This is a genomic window from Allobosea sp. BH3 (assembly GCF_025499465.1).
Lineage (GTDB): Bacteria > Pseudomonadota > Alphaproteobacteria > Rhizobiales > Beijerinckiaceae > Allobosea.
The window spans coordinates 729,130-744,978 of sequence record NZ_JAIMCA010000002.1 but is presented as its reverse complement, the minus strand read 5'-3'; the positions used below and the strand labels follow the sequence as shown (position 1 = coordinate 744,978).

Annotated in this window: 11 protein-coding genes and 1 pseudogene; 7 read left to right on the top strand and 5 right to left on the bottom strand. The window is 67.5% G+C overall.

Annotated features, from left to right (window positions below; translation table 11 throughout):
- Nucleotides 1–95: 95 nt before the first annotated feature.
- The 3 genes and pseudogenes from BoBH3_RS08540 to BoBH3_RS08530 all read right to left on the bottom strand — a co-directional run bounded on the left by BoBH3_RS08540 (nt 96) and on the right by BoBH3_RS08530 (nt 5,041).
- Nucleotides 96–1,209: pseudogene (locus tag BoBH3_RS08540) on the bottom strand (ABC transporter permease).
- Nucleotides 1,209–3,974, bottom strand: coding sequence for a ribosome-associated ATPase/putative transporter RbbA (gene rbbA / locus BoBH3_RS08535; protein WP_262330333.1), 2,766 nt, complete (start codon nt 3,972–3,974; stop codon nt 1,209–1,211). The pseudogene BoBH3_RS08540 and the gene rbbA overlap by 1 nt, the downstream one beginning before the upstream one ends.
- Entirely contained in the window at nt 3,971–5,041 is a 1,071-nt protein-coding gene (locus tag BoBH3_RS08530; protein WP_262330332.1) for an HlyD family secretion protein, read from the bottom strand. The genes rbbA and BoBH3_RS08530 overlap by 4 nt, the downstream gene beginning before the upstream one ends.
- A 253-nt stretch (nt 5,042–5,294) precedes the next feature.
- Here BoBH3_RS08530 and BoBH3_RS08525 point away from each other — a divergent pair, with 253 nt between their 5' ends.
- The 3 genes from BoBH3_RS08525 to BoBH3_RS08515 are packed head-to-tail and all read left to right on the top strand — an operon-like array spanning nt 5,295 to nt 9,629.
- Nucleotides 5,295–7,055 (top strand): PHA/PHB synthase family protein, encoded by a 1,761-nt coding sequence (locus BoBH3_RS08525; protein ID WP_262330331.1) that lies wholly within the window; start codon nt 5,295–5,297, stop codon nt 7,053–7,055.
- A 7-nt stretch (nt 7,056–7,062) separates the two neighbouring features.
- Complete coding sequence (locus BoBH3_RS08520) at nt 7,063–8,460, top strand: bifunctional enoyl-CoA hydratase/phosphate acetyltransferase (protein WP_262330330.1); 1,398 nt, start codon at nt 7,063–7,065, stop codon at nt 8,458–8,460.
- A complete protein-coding gene (locus BoBH3_RS08515; RefSeq protein WP_262330329.1) occupies nt 8,457–9,629 on the top strand; it encodes an acetate/propionate family kinase in 1,173 nt (390 codons plus the stop codon). The genes BoBH3_RS08520 and BoBH3_RS08515 overlap by 4 nt, the downstream gene beginning before the upstream one ends.
- A gap of 51 nt (nt 9,630–9,680) precedes the next feature.
- Here BoBH3_RS08515 and BoBH3_RS08510 read toward each other — a convergent pair whose 3' ends face one another.
- Entirely contained in the window at nt 9,681–10,394 is a 714-nt protein-coding gene (locus BoBH3_RS08510) for a CBS domain-containing protein (protein WP_262330328.1), read from the bottom strand.
- Nucleotides 10,395–10,510: 116 nt separating this feature from the next.
- Nucleotides 10,511–10,918 carry a phasin family protein gene (locus BoBH3_RS08505; protein WP_262330327.1) on the bottom strand — a complete coding sequence of 136 codons (408 nt, stop codon included), beginning with the start codon at nt 10,916–10,918 and terminating at the stop codon, nt 10,511–10,513.
- A 245-nt stretch (nt 10,919–11,163) separates the two neighbouring features.
- On the opposite strand from BoBH3_RS08505, the gene BoBH3_RS08500 reads away from it, so the two are divergent.
- The 4 genes from BoBH3_RS08500 to BoBH3_RS08485 all read left to right on the top strand — a co-directional run bounded on the left by BoBH3_RS08500 (nt 11,164) and on the right by BoBH3_RS08485 (nt 15,848).
- Nucleotides 11,164–12,426 (top strand): NAD(P)/FAD-dependent oxidoreductase, encoded by a 1,263-nt coding sequence (locus tag BoBH3_RS08500; protein ID WP_262330326.1) that lies wholly within the window; start codon nt 11,164–11,166, stop codon nt 12,424–12,426.
- A 157-nt stretch (nt 12,427–12,583) separates the two neighbouring features.
- The gene (locus BoBH3_RS08495; RefSeq protein WP_262330325.1) at nt 12,584–13,168 is read left to right on the top strand and encodes an ANTAR domain-containing response regulator; all 585 of its coding nucleotides are present in this window, start codon (nt 12,584–12,586) and stop codon (nt 13,166–13,168) included.
- Nucleotides 13,165–14,214, top strand: coding sequence for an ABC transporter substrate-binding protein (locus BoBH3_RS08490; RefSeq protein ID WP_262330324.1), 1,050 nt, complete (start codon nt 13,165–13,167; stop codon nt 14,212–14,214). Before BoBH3_RS08495 ends, BoBH3_RS08490 begins: the two co-directional genes overlap by 4 nt.
- 314 nt (nt 14,215–14,528) lie before the next feature.
- Nucleotides 14,529–15,848, top strand: coding sequence for a CmpA/NrtA family ABC transporter substrate-binding protein (locus BoBH3_RS08485; RefSeq protein ID WP_262330323.1), 1,320 nt, complete (start codon nt 14,529–14,531; stop codon nt 15,846–15,848).
- The last annotated feature ends 1 nt before the right edge of the window (nt 15,849 follow it).

The following is a 15,849-nucleotide window of genomic DNA, read 5'->3' as shown; positions in this document are numbered from 1 at the left end:
ACACTCCTGCTGCGGCGCGGCATAGGAGCAAATGTCTGGTTAATAATCCCTCTCGGCTCGGCGGATTTCGTTAAGATTGGGCCGTTCTCGGAGTGTCATTTCAGCATCGCTCGGAAGCGCCGCAGCGCCAGCACGAACAGGATGCTGCCGATGCCGAACAGGGCGAGGAATTGCGGCCAGACCACGTCCAGCCCCGCACCGCGATAGAGGATCGCCTGCGCCAGCGAGACGAAATGCGTGTTCGGGGCCGCCGACATCACGACCTGGACGAATTCCGGCATGCTCTCGCGCGGCGTCGTGCCGCCCGACAGCATCTGCAGCGGCAGCAGCACCAGCATCAGCAGGAGCCCGAACTGCGGCATCGAGCCTGCGATCGTGGCGAGGAAGATGCCCATCGACGTCGTGGCGAAGAGATGCAGCGCCGCGCCTGCGAGGAAAAGCGGGATCGAGCCGTCGATCGGCACGGCGAGCATGCCCTGCACCACGAAGAGCAGCGACAGGGCCGTCGCCACCAGCACGACGAGCGCCATCGACCAGACCTTGCCGATCATGATCTCCGCCGGGGTGACCGGCATGACCAGCAGGTGCTCGATCGTGCCGTGCTCGCGCTCGCGGATCAGCGCCGCGCCGGTCAGGACGATCGCGAGCATGGTGACGTTGTTGATCAGGTTCATCACCGCGCCGAACCAGATCTTGTTCAGCTCGGGATTGAAGCGCGAGCGCAGGACGAGCTCGATCGGCGCGGTCGTCCTGGCCCGGTACCGCTTGGCTGAATTCGTCGATCTCGCCGGTGACGATGGTCTGGATGTAGCCGCTGCCGCTGAAGGCCTGCGTCATCCGCGTGGCGTCGACATTGAGCTGGATCGTCGGCTGTCGGCCCGCCAGCAGGTCGCGCTGGAAATTGGGCGGGATATCGAGGGCGAAAGTGTCCAGCCCCGCATCCATGCGCCGGTCCATCTCCGCGGCGGTGATCGTCTGCGGTGGCGAAAAATAGGGTGGCTGGAAGGCTGCGATGATCCGTTCGGACAGTGGCGAGCGATCCTCGTCGACGATCGCTATCGGCGCGTTGTTCAGCGTCTCCGGAACGGCTCGCGAGCCGGCATAGACCGCGAAGGTGAAGGCGTAGACGATCAGGATCAGCAGCCCCCGGTCGCGCCAGAGGCCTCGCAGTTCCTTCACGCCAAGATTGAGGATGTTCGAGGCGCGCATCAGCTCGCCTGCTTCTTCAAGAGGAGGACACTGGCGCCGAGCAGCACCGGCACCGCGAGCACCAGCGGCAGGAAGGCGCCGCCGAGATCGCCGAAGCCGAGCGCCTTGGAGAAGGTCGCCCGCGCGATGGTGATGAAATGCGTCGCCGGATAGACCTGGCCGATGGCGGCGCCTGCGCCCTGCAGCGAGGACACCGGGTCGATCATCCCCGAAAACGACACGGCAGGCAGGATCGTCAGGATCGCCGTGCCGAAGATGGCGGCGATCTGGCTGCTCATGAAGGTCGAGATCAGCAGGCCGATCCCGGTCGAGGCCGTCACATAGAGCAGCGCGGCGCAGGTCAGCGCGAGATAGCTGCCGGTGAAGGGCACGCGGAAGATCAGCACCGCGGCCATCGTCAGCAGCAGGAAGTTCAGCATCGCCAAGCCGATATAGGGCAGTTGCTTGCCGAGCAGGAACTCACTGCGCGTCACCGGCGTGACGTAGAGATTGACGATGGAGCCGAGCTCCTTCTCGCGCACCACGCTCAGCGCCGCGAGCATGGCCGGGATCAGCATCAGGAGCAGCGGGATGACGGCCGGCACCATGGCGACGAGGCTCGCCATGTCCGGGTTGTAGCGGAAGCGGGTCTCAAGGTTGAAATTCGCGGCCGCGGCCCTGTCGCCGAGCAGTTGGCGGGCCTTCTCCGACAACCATTGCGCGTGCAGGCCCATGACATAGCCGCGCACCGTCTCCGCGCGCTGCGGCATCGCGCCGTCGATCCAGGCGCCGATCTCGACATTGCGCCCGCGTGCCGCGTCCCTGCCGAAGCCGGGCGGGATTTCGATTGCGAGGCTGATCTCGCCGGCGCGCATCCGTCGGTCGAGATCGGCATAGTCCCGGATCGGCGGCTTCTCGGTGAAATAGCGCGAGCCCGCGATGTTGAGCGTGTAGTTTTGGCTCAGCGTGCTCTGGTCGTTGTCGAGGACGGCGAAGGACAGGTGTTCGACGTCGAAATTGATGCCGTAGCCCATGACGAACATCAGGATCAGGCTGCCGACCAGTGCCAGCGTGGCGCGGATCGGGTCGCGGCTGAGTTCCAGCGCCTCGCGTCGGGTGTAGCTCAGCATCCGGCGCAGGTTCAGCGGGCTCCAGCCGGGCTGCCTGCCGCCTGCATGCGCGGGTGACGCGACCTCGGCGAGCTTGGCCGCCGACGCTGGTTGCGTCTGCGCGGTGCCGATCGCATCCTCGAGATAGGCGACGAAGGCTTCTTCCAGATTGGCCGCGCCGCGCCGCGCGACGATGCCCGCAGGCGTGTCGCTGACCAGCACCTTGCCGGCATGCATCAGCGAGATGCGGTCGCAGCGCTCGGCCTCGTTCATGAAATGGGTCGAGATGAAGATCGTGACCCCGTCCTTGCGCGAGAGGTCGACGAGCCCCTGCCAGAGGGCGTCGCGCGCGATCGGGTCGACGCCGGAGGTCGGCTCGTCGAGGATCAGCATCTCCGGTCCGTGCACCATGGCGACCGCGAGCGAGAGGCGCTGGCGGATGCCGAGCGGCAGCGCGTCGGGCAACTCCTCCATCACGCCGGCGAGGTCGAAGCGGCGCGCCATCTCGTCGACGCGCTCGGGAATCGTCTCCGGCCGGAGCTGGAACAGCCGCGCGTGAAGCTCGAGATTCTGCCGGACGGTGAGCTCCGAATAGAGCGAGAAGGCCTGGGACATGTAGCCGACGCGCCGGCGGGTCTCGATGTCCTTGGGGTCGACCGGGCGGCCGAACAGACTGGCTGTGCCTTCGCTGGCTTCGAGCAGCCCGGTCAGCATCTTCATCGTCGTGGTCTTGCCGCAGCCATTCGAGCCGAGGAAGCCGAAGATCTCCCCGCGCGGGACGCTGAGATTGACCTTGTCGACGGCGACGAAATCGCCGAAGCGCATGGTCAGGTCCCTGGCCTCGATCGCGACGACGTCGTCATGGCTCGTATCCCGTGGCGGGATCACGATGGCGTGGTGCCGGCTGCGTTGCTCCTCCGGCAGCAATGCGATGAAGGCGTCGTCGAGCGTGTGCGTGCCCGTCTCTGCCAGAAGCTCGGCCGGAGAGCCGGTCGCGAGGATATGGCCGGCATTCATCGCCATCAGCCAGTCGAAGCGGCCTGCTTCCTCCATATAGGCCGTCGCGACCAGCACGCTCATGCCGGGTCGCTCCGCCCGGATGCTGTCGATCAGTTCCCAGAACTGGCGCCGCGACAGCGGGTCGACACCCGTCGTCGGCTCGTCGAGGATCAGCAGGTCGGGGTCGTGGATCAGCGCGCAGCAGAGGCCCAGCTTCTGCTTCATGCCGCCGGAGAGCTTGCCGGCGGGGCGGTCGGCGAAGGGCGAAAGCCCGGTGCCGTCCAGCAGGGTGGCGATCCGTCGCTCGCGTTCACGCCTGCCATGACCGAAGAGCCGGCCGAAGAAGTCGACGTTCTCGAAGACCGAAAGCGTCGGATAGAGGTTCTTGCCGAGGCCCTGCGGCATGTAGGCGATGGCCGGGCAGGCCTCGCGGCGATGGCGGGCATCGGCCATGTCTCCGCCCAGCGCCACGATCTTCCCCTCGCTGATCGCGCGTGCGCCGGCGATCAGCGAGAGCAGGCTCGACTTGCCGACGCCATCGGGCCCGATCAGCCCGACCATGCAGCCGGCGGGTATGTCGACCGTGATGCCGTCGAGTGCCCGCGTCCGCCCATAGGCGAGGCCGACCTGGGAGAGGCGCGCCGCCCATTGCGCCGGTGCGCCGCCCGGCAGGCTCATTGCACCAGCCCCTCCTGCAGCCGCGCCGGCCACTGGGCATCGTCCGTGAGCTTGACATAGGCCACCCCGGGCAGGCCGGTCTTCACATGGCGGATGTATTTCTTAAGCAGCTCCGGGGCGATCCGCGCCTTGATCCGGAACATCAGCTTCTGCCGTTCCTGCGCCGTCTCCACGGTCTTGGGCGTGAATTGCGCCACATCGGCCACCATCGAGATCGAGGCGGGGATGACGTAGCGCGGCGCCGCGTCGAGCACGATCCGCGCCTCGGCGCCGAAGGCTACGCGCCCGGCCTGCTCGGTCGGCAGGAAGAAGGTCATGTAGACATCGCCGAGATCGACGACGTTCAGCACGCGCCCGCCGGCCGAAAGCACTTCGCCCGGCTGGGCGACGCGATATTGCACGCGCCCGTCGCGCGGCGCCTTCAGGATGCTGTCGGCGAGGTCGGCGTCGATGCGCTCGATCGTCGCCTTGGCGGCGACGACGCTGGCCTCCGCCGCCACGACCTGGGACTTCGCCGCCCCGATCGCCGCGCTCGTCGCCGCGAGTTGCGCCTTCGCCGCGCCAACGGCGGCCTTGGCGCCCTCGGTGCGGGCGCGGTCGTCGTCCCGGACCTGCTCGGAGGTGTTGCCGCGGTCGGCGAGTTGCTCGGTGCGGACGAGGCGCTTCTGCGCGGCGTCGAGCTCGGCCTCGCGCTGGGCCACCACCGCTGTCGCCGCCTCCTGCTCGGCCTGCCGCTGGGTGACCTGGCTCTTGGCCGTGTCGATGCCGATCACGGCCCGCTGGAGCTGAGCCTCGGCCTCCCGCCGCTGCGCCTGCAACTGGTCGGTGTCCATCCGCGCGATCACCTGGCCGGCGGTGACGAAATCGCCCTCATTGACCAGGATCTCGCGAATGCGCCCGGCGCTTTTGGTCGCGATGTCGATCTCCGTGGCCTCGATCCGGCCATTGCCGCCGGCGATGCCCTCCGGCAGCGCTCTGGCGTTCGACTGCCGCCAGGCCACATAGCCGCCGGCCACGGCGATGACCGCGACCGCTGCGATCAGCCAGCCTCGTTTCGAGCCGCTCATGGATCACACTTCCTCTTCCGCCGCCCGACGATGGCGCGCGCCAAACTGGAGCCGACATCATGGCGTCGCATTGACCGACATCAACGTAGGACAACATGGCGCACGCTAGGCAGGATGGCGCAGTACGGCAGGAGTTCAACCCATAGTTTGGCCGCATGGTCGCAAGGCCGATATGCGGCTCCGCGGAAGGAAGGCCATGAAGATCCCGGCAGCATCCGCTTCGCAGGCCCAGGCAATTTCGCAGGCCCAGGCCATGTCCGCCGCCCTCCGGCATGACGAGGCGCTGGGGCTGGAGGCCTTCGGCGCGATCGACCGGATGCGCGAGGCGCTCAGCGCGCAGTTCAGCGCCGGCCTCTCCCCGGCGTCGCTCGCGCTCGCCTCGCTCGATTGGTGGCTCCATCTCTCGACAGCGCCGGGCAAGCGCCTCGAGCTCGGCTACAAGGCCGGCCGGAAGGCCGCCAGGCTCGGGAACCATCTCATCGCCGCGCTGATGGAACCGGACACGCCGCCCTGCATCGAGCCGCTGCCCGGCGACCATCGTTTCAGCGGCGAGGCCTGGCAAAAGCAGCCTTACAGCTTCTGGGCCCAGTCCTTCCTGCTCGGCCAGCAATGGTGGCACAACGTCACCCATGAGGTGCCGGGCGTGAGCCGGCATCATGAGGAGGTCGTCTCCTTCGCCACGCGCCAGCTCCTCGACATGGTCTCGCCCTCGAACTTCCCCTTCGCCAATCCGGAGGTGATCGAGAAGGCCCGCGCCACCGGCGGCGCCAACTTCGTCCAGGGCGCCTATAACTGGCTGGAGGATTGCAGCCGCCTGCTCACCGGCCAGCCGCCGGTCGGGGCGGAGGATTTCGTCGTCGGGCACGACGTGGCTGTGACGCCGGGCCAGGTCGTCTATCGCAACCGCCTGATCGAGCTGATCCAGTACGCGCCGACGACGGAGACGGTCCATGCGGAGCCGATCCTGATCGTGCCCGCCTGGATCATGAAGTATTACATCCTCGACCTTTCGCCGCAGAATTCGCTGATCCGCTATCTCGTCGGACAGGGCCATACGGTCTTCTGCGTCTCCTGGCGCAATCCGGGAGCCGCGGATCGCGACCTGACCATGGACGACTATCGGCAGGAAGGCGTGATGGCGGCACTCGATGCCGTCGCCGCGATCGTGCCGGGCCGCAAGGTCCACGCCGCCGGCTATTGCCTCGGCGGCACGCTGCTCTCGATCGCGGCGGCCGCCATGGCGCGCAGCGGCGATGCCCGGCTGGCCTCGCTGACGCTGCTCGCGGCCCAGACCGACTTCACCGAGCCGGGTGAGCTCGCCCTCTTCATCGACGACAGCCAGCTACGCATGCTGGAGAGCATGATGTGGAACCGCGGCTATCTCTCGGCCGACCAGATGGCGGGCGCCTTCCAGCTCCTACGCTCGAACGACCTGATCTGGTCCCGCCTCGTGCATGACTATCTGATGGGCGAGCGCACGCCGATGTTCGACCTCATGGCCTGGAACGCGGACTCGACGCGCATGCCCTACCGCATGCATGCGGAATATCTGCGCAAGCTCTATCTCGACAACGAGCTTGCCGGCGGCCGCTTCATGGTCGATGGCCGGCCGGCCGCCTTGCAGAACATCCATATGCCGCTCTTCGCCGTCGGCACGGAGCGGGACCATGTCGCGCCCTGGCGTTCGGTCTACAAGCTGCACCTGCTGACCGATGCCGAACTGACCTTCGTGCTCACCGGCGGCGGCCACAATGCCGGCATCGTCAGCGAGCCTGGCCGCCCGCATCGCAGCTTCCGCATTGCGCTGCGCAGGCATAACGACATCTGCCTGAGCCCGGACGAGTGGGTGGAGGCCGCCAAGGTTCGCGAGGGCTCCTGGTGGCTCGCCTGGGCGGAATGGCTGGCGGCGCATTCGACGCCGGAGCGCGTGCCGGCACCTTCCGCACTCGGCCGTGCCGAGGCAGGCTATGCCCCGCTCGGCGATGCGCCGGGCCAGTATGTCCTGCAACGCTGAGGGCCGGATGGACCAGGAACTGCTCAGGAACCGCACCTTCGACGAACTCGCCATCGGCGAGAGCGCCTCGCTGGTGCGCCTCGTCGGGCGCGACGACATCGACCTTTTCGCGGCCGTCTCGGGCGACGTCAATCCAGCCCATCTCGACGCCGCCTTCGCCGCAAGCGACATGTTCGGCCATGTCGTGGCCCATGGTATGTGGACGGCGGCGCTGGTCTCCGCCGTCCTCGGCACGCGGCTGCCCGGCCCGGGCACGATCTATCTCGGGCAGGATCTGCGCTTCCTCAAGCCCGTGGCGCCGGGCGATACCGTGACGGTCGTCGTCACCGTGCGGGAAAAGCGGGCTGAAAAGCGCATCGTCCTGCTCGATACGCGCTGCACCAACCAGCGTGGCGAGGCGGTGCTGGACGGAACCGCGACGGTGATCGCCCCGGCAGAGTCGATCGAATGGCCACGCGCCCGTCTGCCGGAGATATCCCTGAAGCGCAGCGACCGTTATGAGGCGTTTATCCGACAGGCGCGGGAGCTGCCGCCACTCAGGGCCGCCATCGTCCATCCCTGCTCGCCGGAGGCGATGCTGGCTGCGGTCGAGATCCGCGACGAGGGCCTGCTGGAGCCGGTCCTGATCGGCCCGGAGGCGAAGATCCGCGCCGCAGCCGAGGCGGCGCAGGTCTCGATCGACGGCATCCCCATCGAAGCCGTTCCGCACAGCCATGCCGCGGCGGCCCGGGCTGTCGAGCTCGCCTGCGCAGGCCAGGTTGCGACCCTGATGAAAGGCAGCCTGCACACGGACGAGCTGCTGGGCGCGGTTGTCACCTCGGGGCTCAGGACCGAGCGGCGCATCAGCCATGTCTACGCGATGAGCCTGCCGGCCTATCCCAAGCCGCTGATCGTCACCGACGCCGCCGTCAACATCCAGCCGACGCTCCTGCACAAGCGCGACATCTGCCAGAACGCCATCGACCTGATGCATACGCTCGGCATCCCCGAGCCGCTTGTCGCCGTGCTCGCCGCCGTCGAGACGGTCAACGAGCAGATGCCCTCGACGCTCGATGCCGCCGCGCTCACCGTCATGGCCATGCGCGGCCAGATCACCGGCGCCCGCGTCGACGGGCCGCTCGCCTTCGACAATGCGGTGAGCCCGGAAGCCGCCCGCGCCAAGGGCATCGTCTCGCCGGTGGCAGGCCAGGCCGACATCCTGCTGGTGCCGGACCTCGAAGCCGGAAACATGCTGGCCAAGCAGCTCATCTATTTCGCCAATGCCGATGCGGCCGGGCTCGTGCTCGGGGCGCGCGTTCCCATCATCCTGACGAGCCGCGCGGATTCGCTGAAGACGCGCATCGCCTCGGCGGCGCTCGCCAAGCTCGTCGCCGCGCGCCGCGCCGCTCTGAAGGTGCCGGCGTGACGGCTCCGCTGCTGCTCACCTTCAACGCCGGTTCATCGACGGTGAAGATCGGCCTCTTTGAGCTGGGGCCGTCCGGGGCCGAGCGCATCGGCAAGGGCGTGATCGACTTCCGCGAGGAGCCCCTGCGCTTCTCGCTGGTCGAGGGGCCCGACCGTTTCGACATCGCGCTGGAGGCCGTGGCCGGCGAGGAGCTGGACGCGGTGCTGGCGGAGGCGTTCCGCCGGCTTTCCTGGCATTTCGACATCGACGGCGTCGCTGCTGCCGGCCACCGGATCGTCCATGGTGGAGACCATTTCACCGGCCCCGCTCGGATCGATGATGGCGCCATCGCGGCCATGGAGGCGCTGACATCGCGCGCCCCGCTGCACCAGCCGCAGGGCATCAGGCTGATCAGGGCGATCCGGCGCTTGCGCCCCGGCCTGCCGCAGACCGCCTCCTTCGACACCGCCTTTCACCGTGGCCATGCCGATGTCGTGCGCCGTTTCGCGATTCCGCGCGCGCTGCATGACGAGGGCGTCAAGCGCTACGGCTTCCACGGCCTGTCCTATCGCTTCATCGCGGGCGAACTCGCGCGCCGCGAGCCGGCGTTTGCCGAGGCTAAGGTCGTCGTGGCCCATCTCGGCAGCGGCGCCAGCCTCTGCGCGCTCGAAGCCGGCGTCAGCCGCGACACCAGCATGGGCTTCTCGGCGCTGGACGGCATCCCGATGGCGACGCGCTGCGGCGCGCTCGACCCCGGCGTGCTGCTGCATCTGCTCGCGGGCAAGAACTACGGCGCGAAGGAGCTGGAGAATCTGCTCTACCGCCAATCCGGCCTGCTCGGAGTCTCCGGTATCAGCGCCGATAGCCGCGACCTGCTGGAGAGCGGCAGGCCCGAGGCGAAGCAGGCGCTCGACCTCTTCACCTTCCGCATCGCGGGCGAGGTGGCGCGGCTGGCGACGACGCTGGGCGGGCTCGACGCCGTGGTGTTCACGGCCGGCATCGGCGAGCACCAGCCAGCGATCCGCGCCGCCGTCGCCGCACGTCTGGGCTGGCTCGGCCTTGCGCTCGACGAGGCCGCGAACGCCGCCGATGCGCCGCGGATCAGCCGCTCCGAAAGCCGCGTCGCCGCCTTCGTCGTCGCGACGGATGAGGAGCGCGTCATCGCGGACGAGGCCCTCTCGCTTCTCTAGAGCCGGATCCGCTCAGGTTGAATCAACCTGATCGGCGTGTGCTCCAGAAGGCTAGCTGCCGGTCGGCGACACCAGCACCATCCCCGACATCGGCTCGACCGAGACGATCTGGTCGGAGACCGATTTCACGCCCGGAATATTCTCGGCCGCGACCCGGGCGGCGAGGCGGGCACGCTCGTCGAAGATCGCGCCTGTGAGCTCCACCGTGCCGTCTTTCGCGTGAACGCGGATCATCCCGTTCCCGCCCCAGCTCTGCTTGTTGAGCTCCGCGGTGACGGCAGCCTCGATGCGCTCGTCATCGCCTGCGATGGCTGGGCCGGCTGTCAGGGTTTTGGCGAGAGCACGCAGCAGATCGGAACGGGCGACGATGCCGATGACCTTGCCATCCTCCACGACGGGCAGGCGCTTGACGCGATGTTTCCTCATCAGCTCGACGATGTCTTCGAGCGAGGCGTCGCGCTGCGTGGTCACAACGCCCGTCGCCATGATTTCCCCGACCTTGCGGCCATGCGACTGGACATATTCATCGGCGATCTTGCCGGGACTGGCCAGGAATTCGAGCCACCAGGGCCGCTTGCGCTCGGTTCCCAGCTCGCTTCGGCGCAGCAGGTCGCCTTCGCTCAGCATCCCGACCAGGGTTCCGTCGCTCTCGACGACGGGCAGGCCGCTGATCCGCAGGGAGAGCATGAGCTTCGCCGCATTCGCGATCGAGGTCGAGGGATCGACGCTGACGACGGGCGCCGTCATCACGGTATCGACAAGCATGGGAACCTCCAATCCGGCAGCCACCGGCGCGGGCGGGACTTTGCCCCGGCTGGCAGGCAAGTGAAACGGCCTCGGCGCGACGTGATCGAACACGCCGCGTCGAAACCTCGTCGCGATCAGGCCGCCAGCTTTCCGCTTCCGCCCAGGGCCGACGCGCATTGGGCGCCGATGGCGGAGAAGGTGGCGAGGTTCTTGCGGGCGATGTCCGACAGCTTCTCGACCTCCTGCGAATAATCGCCGGTGACGCTTTGCGCGAAGTTGCGCTGCACATCGACCGCCTCGGCAATCTCCTTGCAATGGCCGAGATGACCGCAGAATTCGGCCTGCGCCCTCATCCGATGGCTCATGAAGGTCAGCATCTCGGACAGGATGGAGAGATTGGCCTCCCAGATCGCCTGCGGAACTGCGGCGGCCGAGGCGAGCTGGGCCTGGAACAGCCGCACGCCGCCGTCCAGCAATTCGGGAGATGCAAGGCTTTCGGCTTTCGAGGAGTCGTAGGGCGGCACGTTCTTCAACGTAGTCATCTTCGCGTCCTCCTTGAGCGGGATTGTCACCGGTCGCAGGATGGTCGCACAGGACGCGCTCGACCTTGACTCAGATCAAGCGTCGCTCTGCCGCCGCTGCGACAGGTCGTCTCTTCTCGCGCCCGATTGCGCCGGGAGTAGGGCTGGGACCTGTCGTGGCGCGAGGTTGACCAAGGGCGCCGGATCATCCTGTTCTGGGCCGCCGGCGCGCTGTGATTCCGGCGCGTCGGGGGCGGTTTCTGTTGATGACGAGTTTGAGACGACAGGCCGATGTGATCGTGCTCGGCGCGGGCATCGTCGGGGTCAGTGCGGCGCTGCATCTGCAGGAGCGCGGCCGCTCCGTCCTGCTGGTCGATCGTGGCGAGCCGGGGAGTGAGACCAGCCATGGCAATGCCGGGCTGATCGAGCGCGCTTCGGTCGTGCCCTATGCCTTTCCGCGCGATCTTGCGACGCTCGCCGCCTTCGCCTCGAACCGCTCCGTCGCCGTGCGCTATCGCCCTGCGGCGCTGCTCAGCATGGCGCCCTGGCTCGCGCGCTACTGGTGGAACTCGGCGCCGGCCCGGCTCGACAGGCTGGGCCGGTCGATCCTGCCGCTGATCGAGCGCTGTATCGACGAGCACAGGCGCTGGACCGAAGCCGCCGGCACCGGCCCGCTGATGCGCGAGGGCGGTTGGATCGATCTCTATCGCACGCCCCGCAGCCTGCGCCAGGCGGTCGAGACGGCGGCCGGGCTCTCTTCCTACGGGCTGGCCTATGACGTGCTCGACGAGGATGGGCTTCGGCGCTTGGAGCCGGGGCTGCTGCCTGGCGCGGTCGCCGGCGCCCTGCACTGGCGCGACCCCGTCACCGTGCGCGACCCCGGTGCGGTGACGCGCGCCTACGCAGCCCTCTTCGTCGCGCGCGGCGGCATGCTGCAGCGCGCCGATGCCGCGGAACTGCGGCAGGACGGCGCGGAATGGTGCCTTCCTGTCGGTGCGGAGGAATGGCGGGCGCCGGAGGCGGTCGTCGCGCTGGGGCCCTGGTCGAACGATCTCTGCAAGCGGCTAGGCTATCGTTTTCCGCTCGGCTTCAAGCGCGGTTACCACATGCATTACGAGGGAGAGGACGACGCGACGCATCCGCGGCATCCGCTCTGCGAGACGCAGGCCGGCTTCATGCTGACCCGGATGACGCGCGGCATTCGCCTGACCACGGGCGTCGAACTCGCCGGCCGCGACGAGCCCTCGGATCCCTGGCAGCTCGACCAGGCCGAGCGCGTCGCACGGCGCATCATGAAGCTGGGCCGGCGCGTCGATGCCGAGCCCTGGCGCGGCGCGCGGCCCTGCCTGCCCGACATGCTCCCGATCATCGGCCCGGCGCCGCAGCATCGCGGCCTCTGGCTCGCCTTCGGCCATGCCCATCACGGCTTTACGCTCGGGCCGGTGACGGGCCGGCTTCTGGCAGAGATGATGACAGGCGAGCCCGGCTTCTGCGATACGGCGCCTTTTGCTGCGCAGCGATTTATCTAACGCAAACAAGTCGCAATTGCATTATTAACAATATTGAGAACTATTTGCGATAAAGAGAGCCTGTCGTCGAACCGGCTAGACATCGGCGGCGGCACGGGTGATGCATCTGCCATCGGGAAACCGCGTTCCATTCGACCTTGAGAGTTTCGCCGGGCACATGAAGCAGGGTCTCAGGATCCTCATCGTCGACGCCAATCCGCTGCGCTCCGCCATCATCGAGGAGGGGCTGCGCGAGAGCGGCCTGACCGATCTCGTCCGCATCGGGGCGACCAACGGGCTCGTCGCCGAGATCGAGCGGCACGATCCCGACGTCGTCGTCATCGACCTCGAGGACCCGAGTCGCGACGCGCTCGCCGACATGTTCCTGGTCAGCCGCCATGTGAAGCGGCCGATCACCATGTTCGTCGACCAGTCGGATTCCGCCTCGATCGAGGCTGCGGTCGAGGCCGGCGTCTCGGCGTATATCGTCGACGGGCTCAAGAAGGAGCGCATGCAGGCCATCCTGCAGACCTGCGTCAGCCGCTTCAACGCCTTCCGCAAGCTCAGGGAGGAACTCGACGAGGCCCGTTCCCAGCTCGAGGAGCGCAAGGTCGTCGACAAGGCCAAGGGCATCGTCATGCGTCTCAAGGGGCTCTCGGAGGACGAGGCCTACGCGCTGATGCGCAAATCCGCGATGAACGAGAAGCGCAAGATCGCCGACATCGCCAGATCCATCATCACCGCCGCGGAGGTACTGAAATGAGCACGCTGCATCTGCGGGTCGGCTTCATGCCGCTCGTCGACTGCGCTCTCGTGGTCCTCGCCCGGGATGAAGGCTTCGCGGAGACGGAAGGGCTCAACCTGGAGCTCGTGCGCGAGGTTTCCTGGTCCAACCTGCGCGACAAGCTCAATGTCCGGTTGTTCGATGCCGCCCATGTCCTCTCGCCCATGGCCATCGCCTCGACTCTGGGCATCGGCGGCGTGCGCGCGCCGATGGCAATCCCGATGGCACTAAACCTCGACGGTTTCGCCGTCACGGTCTCGCTCAGGCGCTTCGAGGAGCTTTCGCGGCTGGCGGAGGGCGATCTCGCCGATCCGGCTGTCTCGGCGCGGGCGCTGGCGGCTCTGGTCGCCCGCCGCCGCACAGGAGGCCTGCCGCCGCTCACCTTCGCGGCCGTCTTCGGCTATTCCAGCCACACCTATCTGCTGTGCGAATGGCTGGGGAAGGCCGGCCTCACGCTCGGCGAGGATGTCCGTTTCGAGGTCGTGCCGCCGCCGCAGACGGTCGAGGCGCTCGCCAGCGGGCGCATCGACGGCTTCTGTGCCAGCGCGCCCTGGAATTCCGCGGCCGTCGCGCGCGGTGTCGGCGCGATGCTGCTGGCCAATGTCGATATCCGCCGCAACTGGCCCGACAAGGTGCTGGTCTGGCGGGCGGACGATGCCGAGCGGCGCGCGGAAGCCGTTGCCAGGCTCGGCCGTGCCATCCTGAAGGCGAGCGACTGGGCGATGGACCCCGCCAATATCCCGCGCTTCGCCCATCACCTTTCAGCGCATGATCGGCTGGCATTGCCGGCCGAGATCATCGAGCCGATCCTGCGCTTCGAGCTCGGGCAGGGCGCCGGCCGGCCGCCGCGCCAGATCGAGCGCTTCGTCCGTTTCGACCGCGCGGCGCTGAAGCCCGATCCGGCCCATGCCGACCGGATCATGGATGGCATGGCCATGGCCGGCCAGGCGACGCCGGATGAGGAGATGCGGGCCATGGCGCGTTCGGTTTTCCGTCCGGATCTCTTCCCGAGCGATGTCGGCTGATCCCGCGCTCTGCCCGTTTGTTGTGCGGGTGCGTGCTGTTTGTGCGGCGCAGCAAGTTCGCGCGGGCGTAGCGCATCGGCCTCGCAATAGGTGCAAGTTATTGAGATTCCAGACTGGAACCGGCCGCGAACGCGGTTGGCATGAAGTTTGATTGAATAAACCCGACGCGGCCAACGCTGCCCGCGTCGATCTTCCGAACCGGAACGAACAGCAACGCCGCTGTCGAAGGAGCCCCGCAGGGCGCTTTCGCGCGGCGTTTTTCGTTTTCGGCGGGTCCGCGGGCTGCTTCCACCATCACCGACGCGAGGGGAAATATGACCGATATCGTGACGAGCAGGGCTACCGGCGCGAAGACAGGCTCCAGCCGCCGCCATTTCCTGAAGCTGTCGGGCACGGCCGCCCTGTTCTCGGCGGCGAAGGCCGCGCTCCCGGCCGGCGCCTTCGCTCAAGGCGCGGGCCCCGAGGTGAAGGGCACCCGGCTCGGCTACATCGCGCTGACCGACGCCGCCCCGCTCGTCATCGCCAAGGAAAAGGGCCTCTACGCCAAATATGGCCTGCCCGACATGGACATCGCCAAGCAGGCGAGCTGGGGCGCCACGCGCGACAACATGGCGCTCGGCTTCAAGAACAACGGCATCGACGGCGGCCACATCCTGCGCCCGAAGACGCATCTCTACGCGACCGGCAAGGTGATGCAGAACAGCCAGCCGCTGCCGATGTACACGCTGCTCAACCTCAACGAGGACGGGCAGGCGATCTCGGTCTCCAACGAATACAAGGACCTCAACGTCCAGAAGGATTCCTCGCCGCTGAAGCAGGCCTTCGAGCGCAAGAAGGCGGCCGGCAAGGAGCTGACCGCCGCCATGACCTTCCCGGGCGGCACGCACGACCTCTGGATCCGCTACTGGCTCGCCGCCGGCGGCATCGACCCCGACACCGACATCAAGGTCATCGTCGTGCCGCCGCCGCAGATGGTGGCGAACATGAAGGTCGGCAACATGGACTGCTTCTGCGTCGGCGAGCCCTGGAACGAGCAGCTCGTCAACCAGAACATCGGCTACACGGCGCTGACCACCGGCGAGCTCTGGTCCCGCCATCCCGAGAAGATCCTCGGCATGCGTGCCGACTTCGTCGATGCCAATCCCAAGGCAACGCAGGCCATCCTGATGGCGGTGATGGAAGCCCAGCAATGGGCCGACAAGATGGAGAACCGCCAGGAACTCTCCGAGATCGTCGGCCGCCGGCAGTGGTTCAACGTGCCGGTCAGCGACATCAACAAGCGCCTGCAGGGCGACATCAACTACGGCAACGGCCGCGAGGCGAAGGGCACCAAGCTCTTCATGAAGTTCTGGGGTGAGGGCGGCTCGACCTCCTATCCCTGGAAGAGCCTCGATACCTGGTTCGTCACCGAGAACATCCGCTGGGGCAAGTTCGAGCCGACGATCGACATCAAGGCGCTGGTCGACAAGACCAACCGCTCCGACCTGTGGCTGGAGGCGGCCAAGACCCTCGGTGTCGCCGGCGTGCCGACCTCGGATTCGCGCGGCGTCGAAACCTTCTTCGACGGCGTGAAGTTCGATCCGGCGGCGCCTCATGACTACCTCAAGGCGCTCAAGATCAAGCGGGTGGCCTGAG